Source organism: Streptomyces sp. NPDC048696 (genome assembly GCF_043198895.1).
In the GTDB taxonomy this organism is placed as follows: Bacteria; Actinomycetota; Actinomycetes; order Streptomycetales; family Streptomycetaceae; genus Streptomyces.
Genome location: NZ_JBICVJ010000017.1, coordinates 13,969 through 40,052, shown reverse-complemented (window position 1 = coordinate 40,052; position 26,084 = coordinate 13,969). Strand labels below are relative to the sequence as shown.

Below are 26,084 nucleotides of genomic sequence, written 5' to 3'. Positions count from 1 at the left end.
CCGATCGTTTCAGTAGCTGGGCAGGCGGCGGGGGCCGAGGTCGGTACGGGCCGGGGGCGGGGCGAGACGGACGGTGGCGCCGAGGGCGGTGAGGCCGTGCTGGGCGACGACGACCGGTTCCAGGGTGACCGCGACGATCTCCGGGTGGTCGTCGACCAGGCGTGACACCCGCAGCAGGAGCTCCTCCAGCGCCGCCGTGTCCACCGGGGCCGAGCCGCGCCAGCCGAACAGGAGCGGGGCGGTCCGGATCGACCGGATCAGCTCGGCGGCGTCGCGGTCGGTGGCCGGAACCAGCCGGTGGCCGGTGTCGCCGAGCAGCTCGGAGGCGGCTCCGGCGAGACCGAACGAGAGCACGGCGCCGACGGCCGGGTCGATGGCGGCGCGCACGACGGTGTCGACCCCGCGCGGCGCCATCGCCTGCACCACCGGCTGCAGCTCCTCCGGCTTGCCCAGCGCCTGGGTCAACTCGGCGTAGGAACGCCGCAGTTGCTCCTCGTTCGCGAGGTCGAGGCGGACTCCGCCGAGGTCGGGGCGGTGGCGCAGATGCGGGGCGGTGGTCTTGAGCGCGACGGGGTAGCCGAGGCGGGTGGCGGCTTCGACGGCGGCGTCGGGGTGCGGGGCGGGGTGGGCGGGGCGTACGCGGATGCCGTAGCGGGCGAGCAGCGCCTCGGCCGCGTCGCTGCCGAGCGTCACGCCCCTGGGGTCCGGGGCGTCGCCGAGCAGCCGCGCGATGTCCCGGGCGACCCCGGCCTCGTCGATGTCGTCGTACTCCGCCACCTTCCCCTGCTCGACGGCCTGCCGCCGCCACTGTCCGTACCGCACGGCCTGCGCGAGCGCCCGCACGGCGCGCTCGGCGGCGGGGTAGGCGGGGATGCGGTGGGGTGGGGGCGGGGGTTCGGGTGCGGGTTCGTCGTGGTCGGCGCTGTTCGATCCCCCACCCCGCCCCTTCCCGAAACCCTCCGGGGGTGGGGGTGGGGAGGGGTGGGTGGACGGGGGCGGGGCCCCCGGGCCCCCGGAAGGAGTGGGCAGGGACGCCGTTCCCTGGTCGCCGGAAGACGTGGGCGGGAGCGCGGTCCCCGGGTCGCCGGAAGACGTCGGCATGAGCGGGGCCGCTGGGCCCCCGAACGGCGTGGGCGGGAGCGCGGTCCCCGGGCCCCGGGAAGCGGGGGCTTCGCCCCCTGCTGTCCCGGCGGGGGTGCGGCCCTGTGCCCCCTCCGGCAGGCCGACGGGCGGCGCCGTGGGAGCCGACTCGGGCGCGCCGCCCTCCGGGCGCGGTGGGGTCACCCTCGCCCTGTTCGCCGTCGGCGTCCGCGGGGCCGTGTCCGTCGCGTTCGCCAGGGCTTGGGCCAGGCCGCCCAATTCCACATGGACCACCGCCACCGGCTTGGACGGGGCCGTGGACGTGGCCTGTTTGAGGGCGGTGGCCAGGGCCTCGTCGGGGTGGCCGGGGGTGCCGACCCAGGGGATCGCCGTCACCACCACCGCGTCGCAGAACTCGTCCGCGAGGGCCTGCGCCAGCGCGTCGCGGAAGTCGGCCGGGGTGGCCGCCGTCGTCAGGTCGCGGGGCGGCAGGGGGCGCAGGCCCTCGGTCAGGCAGGCGTCGTACGTCAGCAGGCCGAGGGATTCCGAGTTGCCCAGGATCGCCACGCGCGGGCCCGCCGGGAGCGGCTGGTCCGCGAGGAGCACGCCGACGTCGACCAGCTCGGTCACCGTGTCCACCCGGATCACCCCGGCCTGGCGCAGCAGTGCCGAGACCGCCGCGTCGGGGACGCGGGTCACCGGGACCGCGTGGCCGGGCGGGGTCGAGCCGCTGTGGCGCCCGCCCTTCACCGCCACCACCGGCTTCACCGCCGCCGTCCGCCGCGCGAGCCGGGTGAACTTCCTCGGGTTGCCGATGGATTCGAGGTACAGCAGAACCACGTCCGTATCGGCGTCCTCGTACCAGTACTGGAGGATGTCGTTGCCCGAGACGTCCGCCCGGTTGCCGGACGAGATGAACGTCGACAGGCCCGCCCCGCGCCGGTAGAGGCCCGAGAGCAGCGCGATGCCGATCGCTCCGGACTGGGTGAACAGGCCGATCCGGCCCCGGTCGGGCGACTCCGGCGCCAGGGACGCGTTCAGCCGTACGCCAGGGGCGGTGTTGATCACGCCGAACGCGTTCGGCCCGATCAGCCGCATCCCGTACGACCGCACCTGCCGCAGCAGTTCGCGCTGGCGCTCGCGGCCGGCCGCGCCGCTCTCCGCGTAGCCGGCGGAGAGGACGACGAGCCCCTGCACCCCGTGCTCGCCGCACTCCGCGACGGCCTCCGGCACCCGCTCGGCCGGTACGGCGACGACCGCCAGGTCGACCGGCTCGTCGATCTGCGCCAGCGAGCGGACCGCCGGTACGCCGTCGACCGTCAAGCCGCCATCGGCCGACGAACCGCCGTCGGGCGCGGAACTGCCGTCCCCGAACGCCCGGTTGACCGCGTACACCCGCCCCGCGAACCCCGCCCCGAGCAGATTGCGCAGCACCGTGCGGCCCACCCCGCCCGGCGCGCGGCCGACGCCGATGACGGCGACCGAGCCGGGGGCGAGCAGCCGCTGCACCGAGCGCGCCTCGGCGCGCTGCTCACGCGCGCGCTGCACGGCGAGGGATTCGGCCGTCGGCTCCAGGTCTAGCGTCAGATGGACCGAGCCGTCCTCGAAGGAACGCTTCTGCTGATACCCCGCGTCCGTGAACACCTTGATCATCTTGTTGTTGGCGGGCAGCACCTCCGCCGCGAACCGCCGGATCCCCCGCTCGCGCGCGACCTCCGCGATGTGTTCGAGCAGCGCGGACGCCACCCCGCGCCCCTGGTGGGCGTCCTGCACCAGGAAGGCCACCTCGGCCTCGTCGGCGTCAGAAGGGGCGGGCGCGAAGCGCCCTCCGGCAAGGGCGGCGGTGGGAGACGGGTGGGCAGAGGCGGGCCGGCCCTGCGCGTTGATCCGGTCGAAGCGGACGGTCGCGATGAACTCGCCGCCGACCGTCGCCGCGAGTCCGACCCGGTCCACATAGTCGTGATGGGTGAAGCGGTGCACGTCCTTGGCGGACAGCCGGGGGTAGGGCGCGAAGAAGCGGTAGTACTTGGATTCGTCCGACACCTGCTCGTAGAAGGAGACGAGCCGCTCGGCGTCGGCGGTCGTGATGGGCCTGATCCGGGCCGTGCCCCCGTCGCGCAGCACGACGTCGGCCTCCCAGTGGGCCGGGTACGCGGGGTCCTGCGTCTTCTCCTGCGGAGCCTGCATACGGGCAGCCTACGGGTCGCGGGGCCGGTTGGGGCGGGCCAAGGTAGGGAGCCGGAGCAGGGGGCCAGGGCAGGAGAGGAGCACAGGGCCGAACGGCCTTCGAGCCGGGGTCCGAGGTCGGTATGAGCACTCCGCAGGGCATGAGAGAATGGTCTAGACAACCGTCAGAGATTTCGAAGGGCATCACCATGGCTGAGCGCCGCGTCAATGTCGGCTGGGCCGAGGGCCTGCACGCCCGCCCCGCTTCCATCTTCGTCCGCGCCGCCACGGCGTCCGGCGTCCCCGTGACGATCGCCAAGGCCGACGGCAACCCGGTCAACGCCGCCTCCATGCTCGCGGTGCTCGGCCTGGGCGCGCAGGGCGGCGAGGAGATCGTGCTGGCTTCCGAGGCGGAGGGCTCCGACGCGGCCCTGGACCGTCTGGCGAAGCTCGTCGCCGAGGGCCTTGAGGAGCTGCCGGAGACGGTCTGACCGCACCCGGTCGGCCGACCCCGCGCTTCATCGAGCGAGCCGTGCACCCGAATTCGGGTGCACGGCTCGCTTTCTTGTGCGCGACTTCGCGACTTCACACCTTCGCGACTTCGCGTACGACGCTGATTTCGGGCAGCCGAAATCCGGCCCCTCGAATTACTTCTCTTTGTATACGGCGGCTTTGTTAAGCACGGGCGCTCGCGGTGTTTACGGCATGTTGCGAACTTCTCACGTCCGCCGGGCGACGCAGGCGATAGGCGGAAAAGGCACGCTCGGCGTGGAGGGCGGCGACGGACCTGGCCCGCTCGGCGTCGCCGCGCGCCACCGCGTCCACGATCGCCGCGTGCTCGGCCCAGGACTCACCGGGCAGCGCGGGCCGCTCCACCACGTACATCCAGGCGACCTTCTGCCGCAGCTGGGTGAGCAGCGCGATCAGGCCGGGGCTGCCGGACGCCTGGGCGAGCGTCTCGTGGAACCAGACGCCCAGCGAGCGCAGGTCCTCGCCCTGGGCCCGCCGGATGCGCTCCTGCCCCAGCCTGACCAGGCCACGCAGCACCTTGAGATGCGCCTCGGTGTGCCGCGTCGCCGCGCGCGCGGCGGCCAGCGGCTCCAGCAGCACCCGCATTTCGAGCAGGTCGGCCGCGTCCTGCTCGGTGGGCTCGGCGACACAGGCCCCGGCGTGCCGGCGGGTGGTCACGAAGCCCTCGGACTCCAGGGTGCGCAGCGCCTCGCGGACCGGGACGCGCGAGACTCCGTAACGCCGGGCGAGCACTTCCTCGGTGAGCCGGCTGCCGCGCTCGAAGAGCCCCGCGACGATGTCGTCGCGGATTGCCGTGCATACCGATTGCGCCGGAATACGCATGACCGAACCTCCGCCTTAATCCCCGCGAAACGCGGTCGATCGACGCCTGTTCGGCGACTCTATTCCAGCGGCTGTTAATTCCCGGTGACATGGCCTATTCCAGCGATACCTTTTGGCCAACGCGCCGACGCGGCAACGCACGAAGCCCCGGCACGAGGTGCCGGGGCTTCGATGACAGGGGGACGCTCGGCGCGTCGGTGGCTCAGACGGACACGCCGTGCGCGCGCAGGTACGCGACCGGGTCGATGTCTGAGCCGTACGTGGCGGCCGTGCGGGCCTCGAAGTGGAGGTGCGGGCCGGTGGTGTTGCCGGTGTCGCCGGAGAGGCCGATCTGCTGGCCCGGCTCGACCGACTGGCCGACGGAGACACCGATGGACGACAGGTGGCCGTACTGCGTGTACGTGCCGTCGTTCATCCGGATCACGATGTTGTTGCCGTACGCCCCGCCCCAGCCCGCCTCCACGACGGTGCCGAGCCCCACGGCGTGCACCACGGTGCCGCTGTCCGCGTGGAAGTCGATGCCGGTGTGGCTGCCGGAGGACCACAGCGAGCCGCCGGTCTTGTAGCCGGTGGAGACGTACGAGTCCGCTATCGGGGCGACGAAGGTGTTGAGGCGCTTGCGCTCGGCCTCGCGGGCGGCCCGCTCCTTGGCGGCGCGCTCCTCCTTGGCCCGGGCCTCGGCCTTGCGCTTGGCCTCGGCGGCGGCGCGGGCCTTGTCGGCGGCGTGCTGCTGCGCGGCGGCCTGGGCGCCGATGCGGTCGGCGAGCGAGTCGCCGATGACGATGGCCTGGGTGAGGCCGGTGTCCTCGACGGAGGCCGCGGCGGGGGCGGCGTGCTCGGCGGCGAGGGCCGGCGAGGCGAGGGTGCCCACGACTCCGGCGGTGGCCAGGGTGGCGATGCCCGCTATGTTCGTGCCCTTGCGCGACATGGCGCTGGGACGCCGGTGCTTCCCGGTGGCACGGGTGAACGCCATGAAGTGGCGGTGTCCTTTCCTTCCATCTCGCCTACCGGGTTAGCTGACGGGTTCGGAGCTGGAAGGTCTCCTACGGGCCCCTCCGCGGGCGGAGGTGTCCGATTCACCCCAGGGACTGAGTGGGTCCCCGGCTCCCCTGGCTCGCGCCAGTTGGGGACTCGGCGATCGCTGTCCGGTGCCGCGGCTGCGGCGGGTGGTGACGGACAGCCCGACCGACGCTAGACGGCTGATCTTTCAATCGCCAAACAGACGCCTGGTTTTGTAGCGCACGCCACATGACAGACAGGCAACCTCCCCAATAAACCGGACATACGGGAGGACCCCGGCGGCACAGCTGCCACCGGGGTCCTCCCCGTACCCGACGCCGCGCGCGCGGCGCGGCGCCCAATCAGCCCGCGACGACGGTGACTTCACCGATTCCGAGGGCCTTGACCGGCTCCTCGATCTGCGCCGCGTCACCCACGAGGACGGTCACCAGACGGTCCACCGGGAAGGCGCTGACGACGGCCGCCGTCGCCTCCACGGTGCCCGTCTCGGCGAGGCGCGCGTACAACTGCGCCTGGAAGTCGTCCGGGAGGTGCTGCTCGACCTGGTCGGCCAGCGTCCCGGCGACGGCCGCCGCCGTCTCGTACTTCAGCGGGGCGACGCCCACCAGGTTCTGCACGGCCGTCTCGCGCTCGGGGTCGGTCAGACCCTCGGCGGCGAGCTTGCGCAGCACCGTCCACAGGTCGTCGAGGGCCGGGCCGGTGTTCGGGGTGTCGACCGAGCCGCTGATGGCGAGCATGGCCGCGCCGGTGCCCTCGGCGCCGGAGCGCAGCACCTGACCGTACGCACGTACTCCGTACGTGTAGCCCTTCTCCTCGCGCAGGACGCGGTCCAGGCGGGAGGTGAGCGTGCCGCCCAGGCAGTACGTACCGAGCACCTGGGCGGGCCAGACGCGGTCGTGGCGGTCCGGGCCGACCCGGCCGATGAGCAGCTGGGTCTGGACGGCGCCGGGCCGGTCGACGATGACCACGCGGCCCGTGTCGTCGGCGGTGACCGGCGGCATCGGGCGCTCCTCGGCCGCGGTGCCGGTCCAGGCGCCCAGCGTGTCCGCGAGGACCGCGTCCAGGTCGGTGGCGCCGAGGTCGCCGACGACGACCGCGGTGGCCGCGGCGGGGCGCACATACGCCTCGTAGAAGGCCCGTACGGCGGCCGCGTCGATCCGCGTCACGGTCTCCTCGGTGCCCTGGCGCGGGCGCGACATGCGCGAGGTGGCCGGGAACAGCTCGCGGGAGAGCTGCTGGGCGGCGCGGCGGGCCGGGTTGGCCAGCTCGTGCGGGATCTCGTCGAGGCGGTTGCGGACCAGGCGGTCGATCTCCGCGTCGGCGAACGCGGGCGCGCGCAGCGCCTCGGCGAGCAGACCGAGCGCCTTGGGGAGCCGGGAGACCGGCACCTCCAGGGAGATCCGCACGCCGGGGTGGTCCGCGTGCGCGTCCAGGGTGGCGCCGCAGCGCTCCAGGTCGGCGGCGAACTCCTCGGCGGAGCGCTTGTCGGTGCCCTCGGAGAACGCGCGCGCCATGATCGTGGCGACGCCGTCCAGACCGGCCGGCTCGGCGTCCAGCGGGGCGGCGAGGAAGATCTCGACGGCCACCACCTGCTGGCCCGGGCGGTCGCAGCGCAGCACGGTCAGCCCGTTGGGCAGGGTGGCGCGGCCGGGGGCGGGGAACGCCCAGGGGCGCGCGGTGCCGGCCGCCGGCTGCGGGTGGAACTCCATGGTCACGCCGGTCTGGCTCACTGCTCTGCTCCCTTGGCGTCGGCGTCGGCCGCCTCGTCCTCGTCTGCTTCGGCGGTGGTCGGCTCGTAGACGAGCACCGCCCTGTTGTCCGGGCGCAGGGTGGCCCGGGCGACGTCCCGCACCTCTTCGGCGGTGATGTCGAGCACCCGGTCGACGGCGGTCAGGGCGAGCTGGGGGTCGCCGAACAGCACCGCGTACCGGCACAGTTCGTCGGCGCGGCCCGCGACCGTGCCCAGCCGGTCCAGCCACTCGCGCTCCAGCTGGGCCTGGGCGCGCTCCATCTCCTCGGCCGTGGGGCCCTCTTCGGCGAACCGGGCCAGCTCGTCGTCGACGGCCGACTCGATGTCCGGGACCTCGACACCGCCGGACGTCTTCACGTCCAGCCAGCCGAGCGAGGGCGCACCGGCGAGCCGCAGCAGGCCGAAGCCCGCGGCCACGGCGCTCTGGTCGCGGCGCACCAGGCGGTTGTGGAGCCGGGACGACTCGCCCCCGCCGAGCACGGTGAGCGCCAGGTCGGCCGCGTCGCACTCGCGCGTGCCGTCGTGCGGCAGCCGGTAGGCGGCCATCAGCGCGCGCGCCGGCACGTCCTCGTGGACGACCTCGCGCAGCTGCTCGCCGATCACACCGGGCAGCGCGCCGTCACGCGGCGGCTGCTTGCCGTCGTGGGTCGGGATCGAGCCGAAGTACTTCTCGATCCAGGCGAGCGTCTGCTCCGGGTCGATGTCGCCGACGACGGCGAGGACCGCGTTGTTCGGCGCGTAGTACGTACGGAAGAAGTTCCGCGCGTCCTCCAGCGTCGCCGCGTCCAGGTCGGCCATGGAGCCGATCGGCGTGTGGTGGTACGGGTGGCCCTCGGGGTAGGCGAGGGCGGTCAGCTTCTCGAAGGCGGTGCCGTACGGCACGTTGTCGTAGCGCTGGCGGCGCTCGTTCTTGACGACGTCGCGCTGGTTCTCCATGGACTCCTCGTCCAGGGCGGCCAGCAGCGAGCCCATCCGGTCGGCCTCCAGCCACAGCGCCAGCTCCAGCTGGTGCGTGGGCATGGTCTCGAAGTAGTTGGTGCGCTCGAAGCTGGTGGTGCCGTTGAGCGAGCCGCCGGCCCCCTGCACCAGTTCGAAGTGGCCGTTTCCGTGCACCTGGTGGGAGCCCTGGAACATCAGGTGCTCGAAGAGGTGAGCCAGGCCGGTACGGCCCTTGACCTCGTGGCGGGAACCCACGTCGTACCAGAGGCAGACCGCGGCGACCGGGGTCAGGTGGTCCTCGGAGAGCACCACGCGCAGGCCGTTGGCCAGCCGGTGCTCGGTCGCTGTCAGGCCGCCGGAGCCGGCCTGGGCGGTGGCCGTGTGACCCATGGGCATGTACGTCCCTTCGATCGCGGTGAAGAAGTCAGGAAGAAGTCCTGCCACTGTATGCAAGCGCACCGACACCTGGCGAAGTTCCCGGGTCGCGGTCCCTTGTTCCCGGGTCGCGGTCGGCGTTGTCAGTGGGACGGTCCACAATGGTCGGCGTCAGGAGCAGACCTTGTTGGTGGTCGCTGAGAAGAACTCGTTGGTGAAGGAGCCGCAGCCGCGATGGCCCGCCGCAGCACGAAGACCCCGCCGCCGGACGATTTCGAGGAGAAGATCCTCGACATCGACGTCGTGGACGAAATGCAGGGCTCCTTCCTTGAGTACGCCTACTCGGTGATCTACTCGCGGGCCCTGCCGGACGCCCGCGACGGCATGAAGCCGGTCCACCGCCGCATCGTCTACCAGATGAACGAGATGGGCCTGCGCCCCGAGCGCGGCTATGTGAAGTGCGCGCGCGTGGTCGGCGAGGTCATGGGCAAGCTGCATCCGCACGGCGACGCGTCGATCTACGACGCGCTGGTGCGGATGGCGCAGCCCTTCTCCATGCGCCTGCCGCTGGTCGACGGCCACGGCAACTTCGGCTCGCTCGGCAACGACGACCCGCCGGCCGCCATGCGCTACACCGAGTGCAAGATGGCGGACGCCACCTCGCTGATGACGGAGTCGATCGATGAGGACACCGTCGATTTCGCGCCGAACTACGACGGCCAGGAGCAGGAGCCGGTGGCGCTGCCCGCCGCGTTCCCGAACCTGCTGGTCAACGGCGCCACCGGCATCGCGGTCGGCATGGCCACCAATATGCCGCCGCACAACCTGGGCGAGGTCATCGCCGCCGCCCGCCATCTGATCCGGCACCCGGCCGCGGACCTGGAGGCGCTGATGCGCTTCGTCCCCGGTCCCGACCTGCCGACCGGCGGCCGCATCGTGGGCCTGTCGGGGATCAAGGACGCGTACGAGTCGGGCCGCGGCTCCTTCAAGATCCGCGCGACGGTGTCGGTGGAGAACGTGACGGCCCGCCGCAAGGGCCTGGTCGTCACCGAACTGCCGTTCACGGTCGGCCCGGAGAAGGTGATCTCCAAGATCAAGGACCTGGTCGGCTCGAAGAAGCTCCAGGGCATCGCCGACGTCAAGGACCTCACCGACCGCTCGCACGGTCTGCGCCTGGTCATCGAGGTCAAGAACGGCTTCGTCCCCGAGGCCGTCCTTGAGCAGCTCTACAAGCTGACGCCGATGGAGGAGTCCTTCGGCATCAACAATGTGGCGCTGGTCGACGGCCAGCCGCTCACCATGGGGCTCAAAGAGCTCCTGGAGGTCTACCTCGACCACCGCTTCGACGTGGTGCGCCGGCGCAGCGAGTTCCGCCGCACCAAGCGCCGCGACCGGCTGCACCTGGTCGAGGGCCTGCTCGTCGCGCTGCTCGACATCGACGAGGTCATCCGTCTCATCCGGTCGAGTGACAACTCGGCACAGGCCAAGCAGCGCCTGATCGAGCACTTCTCGCTGAGCGAGATCCAGACGCAGTACATCCTGGACACCCCGCTGCGCCGGCTCACCAAGTTCGACCGCATCGAGCTGGAGAGCGAGCGCGACCGGCTCACCGGTGAGATCGACGAGCTGACCGGGATCCTGGAGTCCGACACCGAGCTGCGCAAGCTGGTCTCGGCGGAACTCGCGGCGGTGGCCAAGAAGTTCGGCACCGAGCGCCGGACCGTCCTGCTCGAATCGGCCGGCGCCCCGGTCGCGGCGGTGGCCCTGGAGGTCGCCGACGACCCGTGCCGGGTGCTGCTCTCCTCCACCGGCCTGCTGGCCCGTACGGCGAACGCGGAGCCGCTGGCGGCGGGCGACGAGCGGCGGGCCAAGCACGACCTGATCGTCTCGGCCGTGCCCGCCACCCAGCGCGGCGACGTCGGCGCGGTGACCTCCACCGGGCGGCTGCTGCGGCTCGCGGTGATCGACCTGCCGCAGCTGCCGGACACGGCGGCCGCTCCCAACCTGTCGGGCGGGGCGCCGGTTTCGGAGTTCCTCTCGCTCGACGCGGACGAGAAGCTGGTCTGTCTGACGACGCTCGACGAGTCGTCGCCGGGGCTCGCGATCGGCACCGAGCAGGGTGTCGTCAAGCGTGTGGTGCCCGACTACCCGGCGAACAAGGACGAGTTGGAGGTCATCACCCTCAAGGACGGCGACCGGATCGTCGGCGCGGCCGAGCTGCGCACCGGCGAGGAGGACCTGGTCTTCATCACGGACGACGCCCAGCTGCTGCGCTACCAGGCCTCCCAGGTCCGCCCGCAGGGCCGCCCGGCGGGCGGTATGGCGGGCATCAAGCTGGCCGACGGCGCCAAGGTGATCTCGTTCACCGCAGTCGACCCGGCGGCGGACGCCGCGGTGTTCACGGTCGCGGGCTCGCGCGGCACGCTGCTCGGGGACTCGGCGGCGACCGCCAAGCTCACCCCGTTCGACCAGTATCCGCGCAAGGGCCGGGCCACCGGCGGAGTGCGCTGCCAGCGGTTCCTGAAGGGCGAGGACATGCTGGTGCTCGCCTGGGCGGGCGCGGCCCCGGCCCGGGCGGCGCAGGCCAATGGCGCGCCCGCCGAGCTGCCGGAGCCGGACCCGCGCCGCGACGGCTCGGGCACGCCGCTGGCCCACCCGATCACGGACCTGGCGGGCCCGGCCTCGTAACAGGGCCAGGGTCGTGACACGGCCCGCGAACACGACGGCGCGGCCCGGCTTTCGAAGAAGCCGGGCCGCGCCGTCGTGCGCGCTCACACGTCCGCGTCCGCCTCCTGTTCGGCCTCGTCGCGTCGTACGTACCGCAGGACGCCCCACATGGCGGCCTCGTCCGCGGCGTCGTGCGGGCCGCTCGCCACGGCCGCGTCCAGGGACTTCTCCAGCCCCTCGGCGTCGATGCGGGAGCCGATGAGGACGAGCTGGGTCAGCCGCTCCTCGCCCGGCGCCCAGGGCTGCGGGTAGAAGCGCAGGAAGCGGCCGACGGCGTGGACGGCGTACCGGTTGCGCGGATCGGCGGCGCCGAAGTCGACGAACCCCTTGATGCGGTAGAGCCCTTCGGGGCGGCTGTCGAGGAAGGCCATCAGCCGGCGCGGGTCCATGGGCGCGGCCGAGGTGAAGGCGACGGACTCGTACGCGGTGTGCAGATGTGCGGCGTGGCCGCAGCCGGAGCCGCAGTGGTCGCCGTGGTCGCCCTCCGGGCCGTGCGCGTCGTCGTCCAGCAGGTCCTCGAAGGCGAGCTGGCCGACCCGCTCGGCGGCCGGTCGGCGGTCGAAGAACAGCTCCGGGTCGACCCGCCCGTACCGCGCCTCGACCACCGAGGCGCCGCCCAGCGACTCCCGCAGCCGGTCAAGCCGGGACCGCTCCACCCGGTCCGTCTTGTTGAGCACCACGAGGTCGGCGACGGCGAGATGCCGGTCGATCTCGGGGTGCCGCTCCCGGGTGTCCTCGTACTCCGCGGCGTCGACGACCTCGACCAGACCGCCGTAGACGACCCGGGGGTTCTCGCTGGCCAGCACCATCTTGACCAGTTCCTGCGGCTCGGCGAGACCGCTCGCCTCGATGACGACGACGTCGAGCCGGGCGGCGGGCCGGGTCAGTTTCTCCAGATAGACGTCGAGCTCGCTCGCGTCGACCGCGCAGCACAGGCAGCCGTTGCCGAGCGACAGCGTGGAGTCGCCGAGCTGCCCGGCCACGGTCATGGCGTCGATCTCGATGGACCCGAAGTCGTTGACGATCGCGCCGATACGGGTCCCCCGGCTGGCCCGCAGCAGGTGGTTGAGCAGCGTGGTCTTGCCCGAGCCGAGGAAGCCCGCGAGGACCACGACGGGGATCTCCCGGCCCGGCCGGCTCGCGGACCCGCTCGCGGACTGGCTGGAATGCTGGCTCGGACCGGTCGGGCTCAAGGGGGACCTCTCTCAGGGCGCGGGCACGGGCTGCGGCGGGGGCGGGCCGACATAGCGGGCCGCCGGGCGGATGATCTTCGAGTCCTCCGCCTGCTCCAGGATATTGGCGCTCCAGCCGACCACCCGGGCCGCACAGAACGTCGGCGTGAACATCTCGCGCGGCACCCCGCACAGCTCCATGACCACGCCCGCGTAGAACTCCACGTTGGTGTGCAGCTCACGGCCGGGCTTCAGCTCGGCGAGGATCGCCTCGACCTGCTTCTCGACCTCGACCGCGAACGTGACGAGCGGACCGCCGAAGCCCTCCGCGATGGAGCGCAGCATCCGCGAACGCGGGTCCTCGGTGCGGTAGACGGGGTGGCCGAAGCCCATGATCCGGTCACCGGCGAGGACGCGCTCGCGCACCCAGCCGTCGATGCGGTCCGGGCCGCCGATGGCGTCGAGGGTGTCCAGGGCGCGGCTGGGGGCGCCGCCGTGCAGCGGCCCGGAGAGCGCGCCGACCGCCGCGACCAGGGACGCCGCCACGTCGGCGCCGGTGGAGGCGACGACGCGGGCGGTGAAGGTGGAGGCGTTGAAGCCGTGGTCCACGGTGGAGATGAGATACCGCTCGATCGCCCGCACCCGGTCGGGCGAGGGCAGCGAACCGGTCATCATGTAGAGGTAGTTGGCCGCGTACGACAGGTCGTCGCGCGGCTCGACGGGCGCGAGCCCCTGCCCCAGCCGGTAGAGCGCGGTGAGCAGGGTGGGGACGGCCGCGCAGGCGGCGAGCGCGTCCTCGCGGCGCCGGTCGGCGTCGAGGTCGTAGACCGGCCGGAAGCCCTGGGCCGCGCCCAGCAGGGACAGCGCGGTGCGCAGTCCGGCGAGCGGCCCGGAGGCCCTGCCCGCGGCGGCGATGCCCGGGAGCGCGGCGCCCACCTGCGGCGGCAGATGGCGCAGCGCGGCCGTGCGGGCGCCGAACTCGGCGCGGGCGGCGGCGTCGGGCAGCTCGCCGTGGAACATCAGGTGCCAGACGTCCTCGAAGCTGCGGGTCTGCGCGAGCTCGACGGCCGAGTACTGGCGGTAGTGGTAGAAGCCCTCCGTGCCGCGGACGTCTCCGAGTGCGGTGTCCGTGACGACGACGCCCGCGAGTCCGCGGGGTACTGCCGTGGTGGTGGTCGGCATGTCTGTTCCTCCCTCAATCTTGATTTCGACTGTCTATGATTGACGATACGGCTGTCAATATTGATTGAATCAATATGACCCTCTGTGGATACGGTGACCTCATGACGGATCAGGTGCGATGACGGATCAGACGCGACTCACCACCCGCGAGGCGGCGGACCGGCTCGGCGTGAAGCCGGAGACGGTGTACGCGTATGTCAGCCGGGGCCAGCTGAGCAGCGAGCGGGCGCCCGGCGGGCGCGGCTCCACCTTCGACGCCAAGGAGGTCGAGGCGCTGGCCCGGCGCGGCGGCCGCCGCGAGCCCGCCGGGGGCGGCGCCGAGCTGAGCGTGCGTACCGGCATCACCCTCATCGACCGGGACCGGTACTACTACCGGGGCGTCGACGCGGTCGAGCTGTCCCGGACGTACGGGTACGAAGAGGTCGCCGAGTGGCTGTGGACCGGCGAACTGCGGCCCGGCGTGCGCTTCAGCGCGCCCCGGGAGTCGCTGGACGCGGCCCGGCTCGCGGTCGGCGCGCTGCCCGCGCACTCCGGCGCGATGGACCGGCTGCGGGTCGCGGCGATCGCCGCCTCGGCCGCCGACCCGCTGCGCTTCGACCTCTCGCCCGAGGCCGTCCTCGGCTGTGGGCGCGCCCTGATCCCGACCCTGGTCCGCGCCCTGCCGAAGGCCGGCGGCTCCGAGCTCCCGGACCGCCCCGGCGACCGGAGCCTGGCCGCGCGGCTGTGGCCGCGCCTGACCACCCGTACAGCTGATACAGCGTCAGTCGACCTGCTGGACACGGCACTTGCCCTGCTCATCGACCACGACCTCGCGGCCTCCACGCTGGCCGCGCGGGTCGCCGCCTCCGCGCGGGCGCATCCGTACGCCGTGGTCTCGGCCGGGCTCGGGGTGCTGGAGGGGCCGCTGCACGGGGCCGCCAGCGGGCTGGCCCACCGGATGCTCGCCGAGGTCCTGGAGCGCGGCGGCGCGGCCCCCGTCGTCGCCGACCACCTCCGCTCCGGCCGCCGCGTCCCGGGCCTGGGCCACCGGCTCTACCCCGCCAAGGACCCCCGCGCACAGGCGCTGTTCGCGCTCCTGGAAGAGCTTCCGTACGCCGCCCGCGCGCTTGACGCGGCCCGCGACGTGGTCGCCACCACCGCCCGCCACACCGCGCTGCACGCCAACGTCGACCTGGCGCTGGCGGTGCTGACCGTCGCGGCGGACATGCCCGCCGAGGCGGGCGAGACGGTGTTCGCGGTGGCACGCACGGCGGGCTGGCTCGCGCACGCCCTGGAGGAGTACGAGGAGCGCCCCCTGCGGATGCGCCCGAGCGGCCACTACACGGGCCCGAAGCCGCCGCAGCCGCTTCCCTGACGTGGCGGCCGGGAAACGGCGGGCGGGGCGGACGGCCGGCGGGTCAGGGAGACCGGTCCCTCCCGAGGGCGGTGACCGGGGCGAGGGCGGTGACCAGGGCGGCCCGGGCCGAACAGATTTCGGAATGCGCCGCACGGCGTCTACCGTGCACAGCCATGAGCGCCGTCCCCAGCCCGCCCGCGCCGAGACGGCGGCGGTTCGGCTGGCCCCAGCGCGTCTTCTCCCAGGTGCTGCTGATGCAGCTGGCCATCGCCGCCGGTGTCGCCGTGGTCGCGACCGGCCTCTTCCTCGCCCCGCTCAGCCATCAGCTCGACGACCAGGCGATGCGCCGCGCGCTCGCCATCGCCCAGTCGACCGCCGCCCAGCCGCTCATCACGGCCGATCTGCTGGCCTCGCGGCCGAGCGCCGACGGCCCGGTGCAGCGGGAGGCCGAGCGGGTACGGCGGGCCACCGGCGCCGAGTACGTGGTGGTCATGGACCGGCGCGGGGTGCGCTGGTCGCACCCGGACGTCCGGCAGATCGGCAAGGTCGTCTCCACCGACCCCAGCGACGCGCTCGCGGGCCGCGACGTCATGGAGATCGACAGCGGCACGCTCGGCCGCTCGGCACGCGGCAAGGTGGCGCTGCGCGACTCCGGCGGGGCGATCGTGGGCGCGGTCTCCGTCGGCATCGAGTACGACAGCGTGCGCGCCCGGCTGCTCGCCGCGATCCCCGGGCTGCTCGCGTACGCGGGCGGCGCGCTGGCGGCGGGCGCCCTGGCCGCGTATCTGATCTCCCGCAGGATCCAGAAGCAGACCCGTGACCTGGCCTTCTCCGATATCTCGGCGCTGCTCGCGGAGCGCGAGGCGATGCTGCACTCGATCCGCGAGGGCGTGGTCGCGCTGGACCGGTCCGGCCGGATCCGGCTGCTCAACGACGAGGCCCAGCGACTGCTCGGCGTAGGCCCCGAGGCGCGCGGCCGCCCCCTGGACGAGGTGCTGGGCGCCGGGCGGACCACCGATGTGCTCGCGGGCCGCGTCTGGGGCACCGATCTGTTGACCGTACGCGGCCATCGCGTCCTGGTGGCCAACCGGATGCCGACCGACGACGGCGGCGCCGTGGCGACCCTGCGCGACCGCACCGAGCTGGAGCGCCTGGGCCGCGAGCTGGACTCCACCCACGGCCTCATCGACGCCCTGCGCGCCCAGGACCACGAGCACGCCAACCGGCTCCACACCCTGCTCGGCCTTCTGGAGCTGGAGATGTACGACGAGGCGGTCGAGTTCGTCACCGAGGTCGTCGGGGTGCATCGCACCACCGCCGAGCAGGTCACCGAGAAGGTCCGCGACCCGCTGCTCGCGGCGATGCTGGTCGGCAAGGCCACGGTCGCGGCCGAGCGGGCCGTCGCCCTGCGGATCTCGGCGGACAGCCTGCTGCCGGACCGGCTCGTCGACCCGCGCGGTCTGGTCACGGTGGTCGGCAACCTCGTCGACAACGCGCTGGACGCGGCGGCCGGATCCCCTGGCGCCTCGGTCGAGGTGATGCTGCGCGCCGAGGGGCGTACGGCCGTACTGCGCGTGCGCGACAGCGGCCCCGGCGTCCCGGCCGGGCAGCGCGAACAGATCTTCACCGAGGGCTGGTCGACCAAGGCGCTGCCCGCCCACGGCAAGCGGGGCCTGGGCCTCGCGCTGGTACGGCGGTTCGCCGAGCGGCAGGGCGGCCACGCGCGCGTGGCGGCCGCCGCGGACGGCGGCGCCGAGTTCACCGTCGTCCTCCCGGAGGCACTGAGCGAGGCGCTGGACGGGGAGGCGCGGTGATCGACGTCCTCGTCGTGGACGACGACCGCCGAGTCGCCGACATCAATGCCGCGTACGCCGGGAAAGTTCCCGGTTTCCGGGTGATCGCGACGGCGCATTCGGCCGCCGAGGCGCTCGCGCTGCTCGCCGAGCGCCCCGTCGATCTGATCCTGCTCGATCACTATCTGCCGGACGAGAACGGCCTCGCCGTCGTACGGGAGCTGCGCCGCCTGGGCCACCACACCGACGTGATCATGGTGACGGCGGCCCGCGACGTGACCACCGTCCAGGCCGCGATGCGCCAGGGCGTGCTCCAGTACCTCGTCAAGCCGTTCACCTTCGCGGGACTGCGCTCCAGACTGGAGGCGTACGCGGCCCTGCGCCGCACCCTCGACGGTGGCGGCGAGGCCGAACAGGCCCAGGTGGACCGGATCTTCGGCGCCCTCTCCGTCCCCACCGAGCCCGGCCTGCCCAGGGGCCACTCCCCCACCACCGCCGAGCTGCTGCGCCAGGTGCTCCTGGCGGCCGACGGCCCGCTCTCGGCGCAGGAGATCGCGGAGCGGGCGGGGGTGAGCCGGCAGACCGCCCAGCGCTATCTCAAGCTCCTGGAGCGGTCCGGCCGGGTGCGGCTCGGCCTGCGGTACGGGGAGACCGGCCGCCCCGAGCACCGCTACGAGTGGGCGACCGGCCGCTGACCCGCGTGCCTCAGCCCTTGGGGACCTTGTTCACGAACTCGGTGGTGAACGTCTTGGCGAGATCGACATCGGCGTTCTTGAGGTTGGGGCTGAACGCCTTGAGCACCTTCTCGACCGTCTCGGGCCCGTTGGCCGGCATCACCCCGTCCTTGGTGAACATGGGCAGAGTGGCCTTGATCGACTCCGCGTAGAGCGCCTTGCCGCCCTTCGCGTAGTCGGCCGGCATCTTCGCGGCGATCTCCTGCGCGCTGTGCGAGGACATCCAGCGCAACGTCTTGACCAGCGCGTTCGCCAGCTTCTGGACGGTCTCCTTGTGCCCGTCGACCCAACTGGCGTTCATGTAGAGGCTGGACGAGGGGTACGGGCCGCCGAGCGCCTGCTGCGAGCCCTCCGGCGTGCGCATGTCGATCAGGACCTTGCCGAGCTTCTGGTCGAGGATGGTGGCGACCGTCGGATCGGTCGTCATCCCGCCCTGGATCGCGCCCTGCTTCAGCGCGGCGATGAACGTCGGGCCCGCGCCGACCGCGACCGGGGTGAAGTCGCTGGTCTTCACGCCGTCGCGGACCGCCAGGTACTTGGTGAGGAAGTCGGTCGACGAGCCGAGGCCGGTGACACCGAGCTTCTTGCCCTTGAAGTCCTTGGGACTCGCGATGTCGCCCGCGGCCTTGGTGGAGACGACCTCGACCTCGCCGGGCGCGTGCGAGAACTGCACCACGGACGTGACCTGCTTGCCCTTGGTCTGGAGGTCGAGCGTGTGGTCGTAGAAGCCGACGGTGCCCTGGACGTCGCCGGAGATGAGCGCGGTCTCCGCCTGCACCCCGGCGGGCTCGCTCATCAACTGGACGTCCAGGCCCTCGGCCTTGAAGTAGCCCAGCCGCTCGGTGAGCATCGCGGGCAGATAGATGACCTTGTCGAGCCCGCCGACCATGATCTTGACCTTGTTCGACGAGCCGCCGGCGGAGTCGTCCGAGCCGCAGGCGGTGAGGGTGGTGGCGGCGAGGGCGCCGGCCAGAACTGCTGTGGTGAGGGAGCGGAGGTGGTGGTGGCTGCGCATGTCGTCACGTCCCGTGAGAGGGGGAAGGGCTACTGGGGTGCTGCGGAGTGGGGAAGGTCAGCGGTCGCTGCCCGGCTCGGCGGGCCGCCAGCGGAACAGCCGCCGTTCGGCGAAGGTGAGCAGGCCCTCGGTGAGCAGCGCGACGACCGCGAGGATGACCATCGCCGCGTAGACACCGGCGGCGTTGAACGTCCCCTGCGAGGAGGCGACGAGCAGGCCGAGGCCCTTGGTCGCGCCGATGTACTCGCCGACGATCGCGCCGATCAGGGCGAAGCCGAAGCTGACGTGGAGGCTGGTGAAGATCCAGGACGTGGCGGAGGGGATGACGACCTGGAAGGTGACCCGGCGGTTGCTCGCGCCCAGGACGCGGGCGTTGTGCACGAGATTGCGGTCGACCTCGCGGGCACCCTGGAAGGCGTTGAAGAAGACCGGGAAGAAGACCAGGACGACCGCCGAGGCGACCTTCGACGCCGGGCCGAGCCCGAACCAGATGAGGAAGATCGGCGCGAGAACGATGCGCGGGATCGCGTTGAGGACCTTGATGTACGGGCCGAGCACATCGGCGAGGAAGCGGATCCGGCCGAGCGTGATGCCGAGGACGACACCTCCGGCGACGCCCACGACCCAGCCGAGCAGTGCCTCGTAGAGCGTGTACCAGATCTGCTCCCACAGGGAGCCCTGGGCGGTGCCGTGCACGGCCCAGTCGCGCATCTGGTCCCAGATCTTCGACGGCATCGAGAAGTTGAACGGGTCGATGGCCTTGGTGCGGGCCAGGATCTCCCAGAGCGCGAGCACCGTGACGAGCAGCAATACGCGGCTGCCGTGGACGAGGAGGCGACGGTTGCGGGCGGCGCGCGCCCGGGCCTTGGTGCGCTCGGCGGCCCGGACCGGGACGGCGGCGATGGCGTCAGGCGACATGGGCGGCACCCCGCTCACGGGTGATGCGTACTTCCTCGCCGAGCGACTCCCAGATCTCCCGGTAGATCTCGATGAACCGGGGTTCCAGGCGGATCGACTCGACCTTGCGGGGGCGCGGCAGATCGATGGCGAAGATCTGCTTGACGGTGGCGGGGCCCGCGGTCATCACGACGACCCGGTCCGCCAGGGCGATGGACTCCTCCAGGTCATGGGTGACGAAGACGACGGAGGACCCGGTGCCGGACCACAGGTCGAGGAGTTCGTCGGACATCAGCGCCCTGGTCTGGACGTCGAGCGCCGAGAACGGCTCGTCCATCAGCAGGATCTCGGGGTCGTTGACGAAGGTCGCGGCGAGCGCGACGCGCTTGCGCTGGCCGCCGGAGAGCTGGTGCGGATAGCGGTCCTCGAAGGCGGCGAGACCGACGCGGGCGAGCCATTCGCGCGCCCGCTCCTTCGCCTCCGCCTTCGGTACGCCCCGAAAGCGCGGCCCGGCCATGACGTTCGACAAGACGGTCCGCCAGGGGAAGACGGCGTCCTGCTGGAAGACGAAGCCGACCTTGTCGCCGATGCCGTCGACCGGCTCGCCGCCCACCAGGACTTCGCCTTCGGTGGGCTCCTCCAGGCCGCTGACCAGCGTCAGCGTCGTGGACTTCCCGCAGCCGGTCGGGCCGACCACGGCGACGAACTCACCGCGCTCCACGGTCAGGTCCAGGTCCCGTACGGCCGTGTGCAGCGCGCCGGACGGCGTACGGAACGACTTGCCCGCGCTCCGCAGCTCGATGGCGGGGCAGGTGCTGGGGCCCCTCTGCTCAGTACTCATGGAGCGGGACCGTAGATGTGGCCCGCGGCACAGCGGCAGCCTTGTGGGCGCAAGACGTTCTTCTGCTCGCAAACCCCTGTTGTGCTCGTTTTGCTCGCGCTACAACTGCGGGGATTCAACGGGAGGGAAACACGTTGATTGACGTCCTGGTCGTGGACGACGACTTCCGTGTCGTCGAGATCAACGCCGCATACGTCGGGAAGGTTCCCGGGTTCCGGGTCGTCGCCCGGGCGCACAGCGCTGCCCAGGCGCTGGCGACGCTGGAGCGGCACCGGGTCGATCTGGTGCTGCTCGATCACTTCCTGCCGGACGAGACCGGTCTCGCGCTGGTCCGCCGGATGCGCCAGCTCGGCCATCACACCGATGTGATCATGGTGACCGCGGCGAGCGATGTGGCCACCGTCCAGGCCGCGATGCGCCATGGCGCGCTGCACTTCCTGGTGAAACCGTTCACCTTCGCGGGCCTGCGGGCCAAGCTCGACGCGTACGCGAGCCTGCGCCGCACCGTCGACCGGGCGGGCGAGGACGGCGCCGAGGGCGCCGGACAGGACCAGGTGGACCGGATCTTCGGGGCGCTGCGGACCGCCGCCACCGCCCCCGGGCTGCCCAGCGGCCACTCGCTGCCGACGGCGGAGCTGATCCGCGAGGTCCTGCACCACGCGGACCATCCGCTCTCCGCCCATGAGGTGGCCGGGCGCACCGGACTGAGCCGCTCCACGGCCCAGCGCTATCTGCGCCTGCTGGAGCAGTCCGGCCGCCTCCGCCTCACCCTGCGGTACGGCGAGACGGGCCGCCCGGAACACCGGTACGCCTGGGCGGTGTGAGGGGTAGCCGGTGCGGTGCCGGGTGCCCATGGGGCCGCGGGGCTGTGTCATTGTGCGGCTCCGCCGCGTGGGCGCGACCAGCCACGCACGGTCCGCAGTCGAAATCCCCTCCCCAGCGGGATGCTTGGAAGCGGGCTCACCCGGAACGGGGAAGCGGCCGGGGCGGATCGATCCTGCTGATCACTACACCGCCCCCGCCCCCGTCAGCGACCGCACCTCCGTCTCCGCGTGGCGGGCCGCGTCCGCGGGCTCGTGCGAGGTCAGCGTGCCCAGCCAGCCCGCCAGGAAGCCCAGCGGGATGGAGACAAGGCCGGGGTTCTCCAGCGGGAAGAACTGGAAGTCCATCCCGGGGAAGAGCGCGTGTGGCCCGCCGGAGACCACCGGCGAGAGCACCACCAGGACCAGCGCCGGAACCAGTCCGCCGTACACCGACCACACCGCGCCCCGGGTGGTGAAGTTCCGCCAGAACAGCGAGTAGAGCAGCACCGGCAGATTGGCCGAGGCGGCCACCGCGAAGGCGAGACCGACCAGGAACGCCACGTTCAGATCGCGGGCGAGCAGCCCCAGCGCGATGGCCACGGCTCCGATGCCGACGGCGGCGACCCGGGCCACCGCGACCTCGCTGCGCTGCCTGGCGTGCCGACGCCGCAGCGACGCGTACAGGTCATGGGCGACGGAGGCGGAGGAGGCCAGGGTGATACCGGCGACGACGGCCAGGATGGTGGCGAAGGCGACGGCGGCCACGACCGCGAAGAGAACCGTTCCGCCTGTGGAAGCCGCGCCGCCGCCCAGATTGAGGGCTAGCAGCGGAACGGCCGTGTTCCCGGCGGCGTTCGCCGACTTGACCTCGGCGGGGCCGACCACGGCGGCGGCGCCGAAGCCGAGCACGATCGTCATCAGATAGAAGCCGCCGATGAGCCCGATCGCCCAGACCACCGAACGCCGGGCGGCCCGCGCGGTCGGCACCGTGTAGAAGCGGGAGAGGATGTGCGGCAGCCCCGCCGTACCCAGGACCAGCGCGAGGCCCAGGCTGATGAAGTCGAGCCGCGCGGTCCAGCCGCCGCCGTACCTCAGCCCCGGGGAGAGGAACTCCTTTCCATGGCCGCTCCGTTCGGCCGCCGTGTTGAGCAGCAGGTTGATGTTGCCGTGGAAGCGCATCAGCACCAGCACGGTGAGCGTGATCGCACCGGCCATCAGCAGGACGGCCTTCACGATCTGGATCCAGGTGGTGGCCCGCATCCCGCCCAGCGACACATAGATCACCATCAGCGCGCCCACACCGATGACGGTCCACGAGCGCTCGGCGGAACTGGCCCCGCCGAGCAGCAGCGCCACCAGGCTGCCCGCGCCGACCATCTGCGCCACCAGATAGAGAACGGACACGGTCACCGAAGAAGTTCCCGCCGCGATCCGCACCGGGCGCTCCCGCATCCGGGCCGCGACCACATCGGCGAGCGTGAACCGCCCGCAGTTGCGGACCAGTTCGGCCACGAGCAGCAGCACCACCAGCCACGCCACCAGGAAGCCGACGGAGTAGAGCATCCCGTCGTAGCCGAAGAGGGCGATGAGCCCGGAGATGCCGAGGAAGGAGGCGGCCGACATATAGTCGCCCGCGATGGCGAAACCGTTCTCCATGGGGGAGAACAGCCGCCCGCCCGCGTAGAACTCCTCCGCCGAGCCATGGCGGTCCCGGCTCACCCAGGTGGTGATCGCCAGCGTCGCCGCGACGAACGCGCTGAACAGCAGGAGCGCCAGCGCCTGATGGTCCCTGCCGACGCTCACCTGGCGATCCCCCCGCTCATGTCCTGTTCCCTCTTCTGCTCGAACACGGCCCAGCGCAGCTCAAGTGCCGCCCGGTCCCGGCGCAGCCGGGCATGCCGCGCGTACGCCCAGGTCAGCAGGAACGTGGAGAGGAACTGCCCGAGCCCGGCGAGCATCGCGACATTGACCGCCCCGAACACCTGACGGGCCATCACGTCGGGTGCGGTGGTGGCCGCGACGACATACGCGACGTACCAGGCGAGAAAGGCGAACGCGGCCGGGACGACGAACCGGCGGTAGCGGCTGCGGACTTCCTGGAAGGCGGCGCTGCGCTGCACCTCCAGATAGATGTCGGCGGCGCTACGGCTCTGGTCCGCGCCGGTGGTCTGCTGTTGCTGCGGGACGGGCACCGGCGCCGTCGTACCGTCCAGCTCGCCCCACCCGGAGGCGAGCGCGTCGTACCAGGGGTCGTCGATCCGTGCCGCCGCCGGTTCGTGCCCTTCCTGTCTGTCCACCGAACAACTCTCCTTGTCCACGACCCTGTTCGGCCGCGTGCCCAAGGATGGGCAGAGGGGACGCCCCCGCACTCTTCAACGCCCCCTCTTCACCCCATTAGGTGATGGCGGAACTCACCCGGCGGCGGAACTCAGGTGGCCGTGGAACTCAGGCGGCGGGACCCGGTGGCCGCGTGAGGCCGTGCTGATACGCGTACCGCACGGCCTGCGCCCGGTCCCTGGCACCCGTCTTGGCGAAGATGTTGTTGATGTGGGTCTTCACGGTCGCGGTCGAGATGTGCAGCGCTCGGGAGATCTCCGGGTTGGACAGCCCCTCGGCGACCAGGCCGAGCACTTCGCCCTCGCGTCCGGTGAGCCCGTCCGGCAGCACCACCGGAGCGGGCGCGGGCGGCGGCGACGTCACCCTTTCGAGCAAGCGCCGCTGTACCGAGGGCGCGAGCCCGGCCTGCCCGGCCAGCACGTCCTGTATCGCCCGGACGATCTCGTCGCCGCCCGCGTCCTTGGTCAGATAGCCGCGCGCCCCGGCCTGCAGCGCCGGGAAGAGCGAGTCGTCGTCCGCGTAGGTCGTCAGGATCACCACCTGCGTCCCCGGGTACTGGGAGCGGATACGGCGGGTCGCCTCCGCCCCGTCGCAGCGCGGCATCCGCAGGTCCATCAGCACCACGTCCGGGGCCACTTCGGCCACCAGCGCGACCGCCTCCTCCCCGTCCTTGGCCGCGCCGACCACCTCGACGCCGGGCAGCAGCCCGAGCAGCATCACGATCCCCTCGCGCACCACCGACTGGTCGTCCGCCACGACCACTCGTATCGCCCGGGCCCCCGCGTGCCCCTCCCCCGCCCCGGCGCCCCCGCCGGTCGCACCGCCCCCGCCGGTCATGTCGGTCATGCCGGCACCCTCAGCCGCACCACGAAGCCCTCCTCGTCCGGTCCCGCCTCCAGAGTCCCGCCGAGCAGTTCGGCGCGCTCCCTCATCCCGAGCAGACCGTATCCGGAACCGCTCGCCGCCAGCTCGTCCGCCACCCGGCCGCCGCCGAAGTCCCGCACCTCCAGCGCCACTTCGTCCGGCAGGTATTCGAGCCGCATGGCGACGGTGGCACCCGGCGCGTGCTTGCGCACATTCGTCAGGGCCTCCTGCGCCACCCGCCGCACCGCCTGCGACGCCTCGGCCGCCAGCGCCCGCCGCTCCCCCGACACCTCGACGCCCGCCGGTCCCCCGGGGCCGGTGCCGTCGACGAGCGTGCGCAGAAAGTCCTCGACCGGTGTCATCTCGCCGCGCAGCGCCGAGAGCGCCTGCCGGGTCTCGGCCAGCCCGTCCCGCGCCATCGACCGCGCCGCCACCACCCGCTCCAAGATCTTGTCCCGGAACTCTCCGGCGGGCTCGCGCTCGATCATCAGCCGGGCCGCCTCCAGATGCACCAGCTGCGCGGAGAGGCTGTGGGCCAGCACGTCGTGGATCTCCCGGGCGATCCTGGCCCGCTCGGCGAGCGCGGCGGACTCGGCCTCCGCGGCCCGCGCGGCCCGTTCCTGGGCGAGCAGCCGCTGGGCGGTGCCGCGCGCCTCGGCGTCGAGCCGCAGCACATACCCGGCGAGCCCGAGCCCGGCGGTGCTGATGGCGGTGGTCAGCGCGCCGTCGGTGTTCACCGCCGCGTACGCCCCGAGCGCCACCATCGTGCACGGCACGGCGGCGCCGAGCGGGAGCCGTTCGAGCGCGGAGACCGCGGTGCCGCACCACACGATCACGGCGAGGATGTGCCAGCCGGTCTGCTGGGCCACCACCGCCACCGTCATCAGCGACGCCAACAGAGCGAGCGAGGGCCACAGCCGGTGCGCGAGCGTCTGCCGCCAGAAACCGCGGGCCAGCGCCACCGTCGCCGCGACGATAGCGACCCCGGCGACCCACGACCAGCCGTGCGGCCCCCGCTCACTGACCGCCGTCCACAGCAGCGCGCCGAGCAGCACCGTGCGCACGGCCCAGGCGATGCCGCGCCGCACGGGGCTCAGGCCCTCGTGGGTGAGCGCTTCCCGCGAGGGCCAGGCGAACCAGACGTCCTGGGTCACACGCGGTCCTTCCACAGCGGGCGGGCCATGCTGTCGTCGGCAACACCGTACGACGCGCGCACGGACCGGGCCCGCCATACCAGGATGCCGCTGCGGACCAGGATCGCGGCCGCGAGCCCGAGCAGCAGCGCGCCCGTGCCCATGTGGATCCCGGCCAGGACGCCGATGCCGGCGAGCCCCACCCGGACGGCTATGCCCACGACCCAGACGAACGCGGTCGCCCTGGTCCCCCTGCTCCACACCGAGCCGTCCGGCTCGGCCCACACCTTGGTGGTCCAGCCCCAGGCCGCGCCCATCAGCAGCCCGGTGACCAGCTCGGCGCCGAGCAGCAGCACCGACAGGGCGTGATGGTCCGGGTCGACCAGGCCCTTCTCCCGTATCGACAGGTACACCAGCACCGCCGGGACGAGCCACCAGCGCTTGGCGTCGGCCAACCGCTGGGGCCGCACCTGACGCGAGACGATCAGCGCGATGACGGCCACCGCCACCAGCACATTCACGAGCGCGGACATCTGGGCCTCCGAACGACGACTGCGAGGAAATCCC

Annotated in this window: 21 protein-coding genes and 1 riboswitch; of the genes, 6 read left to right on the top strand and 15 right to left on the bottom strand. The window is 72.5% G+C overall.

The window, feature by feature from the left end; translation table 11 throughout:
* Nucleotides 1-9: 9 nt before the first annotated feature.
* The gene (locus tag ACGFRG_RS29750) at nucleotides 10-3,267 is read right to left on the bottom strand and encodes a GNAT family N-acetyltransferase (protein WP_393268848.1); all 3,258 of its coding nucleotides are present in this window, start codon (nucleotides 3,265-3,267) and stop codon (nucleotides 10-12) included.
* Nucleotides 3,268-3,455: 188 nt separating this feature from the next.
* Between ACGFRG_RS29750 and ACGFRG_RS29745 the strand changes: the two genes are divergently transcribed.
* A complete protein-coding gene (locus ACGFRG_RS29745) occupies nucleotides 3,456-3,737 on the top strand; it encodes an HPr family phosphocarrier protein (RefSeq protein ID WP_188275429.1) in 282 nt (93 codons plus the stop codon).
* A 184-nt stretch (nucleotides 3,738-3,921) separates the two neighbouring features.
* Here the strand turns inward: ACGFRG_RS29745 and ACGFRG_RS29740 are convergent, their stop codons facing one another.
* The 4 genes from ACGFRG_RS29740 to ACGFRG_RS29725 form a co-directional block, all read right to left on the bottom strand.
* The gene (locus ACGFRG_RS29740) at nucleotides 3,922-4,599 is read right to left on the bottom strand and encodes a GntR family transcriptional regulator (protein ID WP_361426125.1); all 678 of its coding nucleotides are present in this window, start codon (nucleotides 4,597-4,599) and stop codon (nucleotides 3,922-3,924) included.
* A 202-nt stretch (nucleotides 4,600-4,801) separates the two neighbouring features.
* Entirely contained in the window at nucleotides 4,802-5,572 is a 771-nt protein-coding gene (locus ACGFRG_RS29735; protein ID WP_393268843.1) for a M23 family metallopeptidase, read from the bottom strand.
* A gap of 13 nt (nucleotides 5,573-5,585) precedes the next feature.
* A riboswitch (cyclic di-AMP (ydaO/yuaA leader) is annotated at nucleotides 5,586-5,746 on the bottom strand.
* 214 nt (nucleotides 5,747-5,960) lie between these two features.
* Nucleotides 5,961-7,328 (bottom strand): M16 family metallopeptidase, encoded by a 1,368-nt coding sequence (locus ACGFRG_RS29730; RefSeq protein ID WP_393269002.1) that lies wholly within the window; start codon nucleotides 7,326-7,328, stop codon nucleotides 5,961-5,963.
* Nucleotides 7,329-7,345: 17 nt separating this feature from the next.
* Nucleotides 7,346-8,704, bottom strand: a complete 1,359-nt coding sequence (locus tag ACGFRG_RS29725) for a pitrilysin family protein (protein WP_361426119.1) — start codon at nucleotides 8,702-8,704, stop codon at nucleotides 7,346-7,348.
* A gap of 213 nt (nucleotides 8,705-8,917) precedes the next feature.
* On the opposite strand from ACGFRG_RS29725, the gene ACGFRG_RS29720 reads away from it, so the two are divergent.
* Nucleotides 8,918-11,371: a DNA topoisomerase IV subunit A gene (locus ACGFRG_RS29720; RefSeq protein WP_361426116.1), complete on the top strand. Its 2,454-nt coding sequence runs from the start codon at nucleotides 8,918-8,920 to the stop codon at nucleotides 11,369-11,371.
* A gap of 83 nt (nucleotides 11,372-11,454) precedes the next feature.
* Here the strand turns inward: ACGFRG_RS29720 and ACGFRG_RS29715 are convergent, their stop codons facing one another.
* Both ACGFRG_RS29715 and ACGFRG_RS29710 read right to left on the bottom strand, forming a co-directional pair.
* On the bottom strand, nucleotides 11,455-12,603 hold the full coding sequence (locus ACGFRG_RS29715; protein ID WP_393268839.1) for a CobW family GTP-binding protein: 1,149 nt from the start codon (nucleotides 12,601-12,603) through the stop codon (nucleotides 11,455-11,457).
* A 12-nt stretch (nucleotides 12,604-12,615) separates the two neighbouring features.
* Nucleotides 12,616-13,764, bottom strand: coding sequence for a citrate synthase/methylcitrate synthase (locus ACGFRG_RS29710; protein WP_361426113.1), 1,149 nt, complete (start codon nucleotides 13,762-13,764; stop codon nucleotides 12,616-12,618).
* A gap of 118 nt (nucleotides 13,765-13,882) precedes the next feature.
* Here ACGFRG_RS29710 and ACGFRG_RS29705 point away from each other — a divergent pair, with 118 nt between their 5' ends.
* From ACGFRG_RS29705 to ACGFRG_RS29695, 3 genes are all read left to right on the top strand, one after another.
* Nucleotides 13,883-15,118 carry a citrate/2-methylcitrate synthase gene (locus tag ACGFRG_RS29705; RefSeq protein WP_393268836.1) on the top strand — a complete coding sequence of 412 codons (1,236 nt, stop codon included), beginning with the start codon at nucleotides 13,883-13,885 and terminating at the stop codon, nucleotides 15,116-15,118.
* A 155-nt stretch (nucleotides 15,119-15,273) separates the two neighbouring features.
* The gene (locus ACGFRG_RS29700; protein WP_393268833.1) at nucleotides 15,274-16,914 is read left to right on the top strand and encodes an ATP-binding protein; all 1,641 of its coding nucleotides are present in this window, start codon (nucleotides 15,274-15,276) and stop codon (nucleotides 16,912-16,914) included.
* Nucleotides 16,911-17,588 carry a response regulator gene (locus tag ACGFRG_RS29695; protein ID WP_361426104.1) on the top strand — a complete coding sequence of 226 codons (678 nt, stop codon included), beginning with the start codon at nucleotides 16,911-16,913 and terminating at the stop codon, nucleotides 17,586-17,588. Before ACGFRG_RS29700 ends, ACGFRG_RS29695 begins: the two co-directional genes overlap by 4 nt.
* A gap of 10 nt (nucleotides 17,589-17,598) precedes the next feature.
* Here the strand turns inward: ACGFRG_RS29695 and ACGFRG_RS29690 are convergent, their stop codons facing one another.
* From ACGFRG_RS29690 to ACGFRG_RS29680, 3 genes are read right to left on the bottom strand one after another with little or no spacing between them, the layout of a single operon-like run.
* Nucleotides 17,599-18,642, bottom strand: a complete 1,044-nt coding sequence (locus ACGFRG_RS29690) for an ABC transporter substrate-binding protein (protein WP_393268829.1) — start codon at nucleotides 18,640-18,642, stop codon at nucleotides 17,599-17,601.
* A 57-nt stretch (nucleotides 18,643-18,699) separates the two neighbouring features.
* A complete protein-coding gene (locus ACGFRG_RS29685) occupies nucleotides 18,700-19,560 on the bottom strand; it encodes an ABC transporter permease (RefSeq protein WP_361426098.1) in 861 nt (286 codons plus the stop codon).
* Nucleotides 19,550-20,380, bottom strand: coding sequence for an ABC transporter ATP-binding protein (locus ACGFRG_RS29680; protein WP_361426095.1), 831 nt, complete (start codon nucleotides 20,378-20,380; stop codon nucleotides 19,550-19,552). Before ACGFRG_RS29680 ends, ACGFRG_RS29685 begins: the two co-directional genes overlap by 11 nt.
* A 134-nt stretch (nucleotides 20,381-20,514) precedes the next feature.
* On the opposite strand from ACGFRG_RS29680, the gene ACGFRG_RS29675 reads away from it, so the two are divergent.
* Nucleotides 20,515-21,204, top strand: coding sequence for a response regulator (locus ACGFRG_RS29675; protein WP_361426092.1), 690 nt, complete (start codon nucleotides 20,515-20,517; stop codon nucleotides 21,202-21,204).
* 183 nt (nucleotides 21,205-21,387) lie between these two features.
* Here ACGFRG_RS29675 and ACGFRG_RS29670 read toward each other — a convergent pair whose 3' ends face one another.
* The 5 genes from ACGFRG_RS29670 to ACGFRG_RS29650 form a co-directional block, all read right to left on the bottom strand.
* The gene (locus tag ACGFRG_RS29670) at nucleotides 21,388-22,986 is read right to left on the bottom strand and encodes a cation acetate symporter (protein WP_361426089.1); all 1,599 of its coding nucleotides are present in this window, start codon (nucleotides 22,984-22,986) and stop codon (nucleotides 21,388-21,390) included.
* Nucleotides 22,983-23,480, bottom strand: coding sequence for a DUF485 domain-containing protein (locus ACGFRG_RS29665; protein WP_393268824.1), 498 nt, complete (start codon nucleotides 23,478-23,480; stop codon nucleotides 22,983-22,985). The genes ACGFRG_RS29670 and ACGFRG_RS29665 overlap by 4 nt, the downstream gene beginning before the upstream one ends.
* Before the next feature lie 148 nt (nucleotides 23,481-23,628).
* Complete coding sequence (locus tag ACGFRG_RS29660) at nucleotides 23,629-24,357, bottom strand: response regulator (protein ID WP_393269000.1); 729 nt, start codon at nucleotides 24,355-24,357, stop codon at nucleotides 23,629-23,631.
* 5 nt (nucleotides 24,358-24,362) lie between these two features.
* Nucleotides 24,363-25,538: a histidine kinase gene (locus tag ACGFRG_RS29655; RefSeq protein ID WP_361426080.1), complete on the bottom strand. Its 1,176-nt coding sequence runs from the start codon at nucleotides 25,536-25,538 to the stop codon at nucleotides 24,363-24,365.
* Entirely contained in the window at nucleotides 25,535-26,050 is a 516-nt protein-coding gene (locus ACGFRG_RS29650) for a DUF1453 domain-containing protein (RefSeq protein WP_361426077.1), read from the bottom strand. The genes ACGFRG_RS29655 and ACGFRG_RS29650 overlap by 4 nt, the downstream gene beginning before the upstream one ends.
* Between the last annotated feature and the right edge of the window lie 34 nt (nucleotides 26,051-26,084).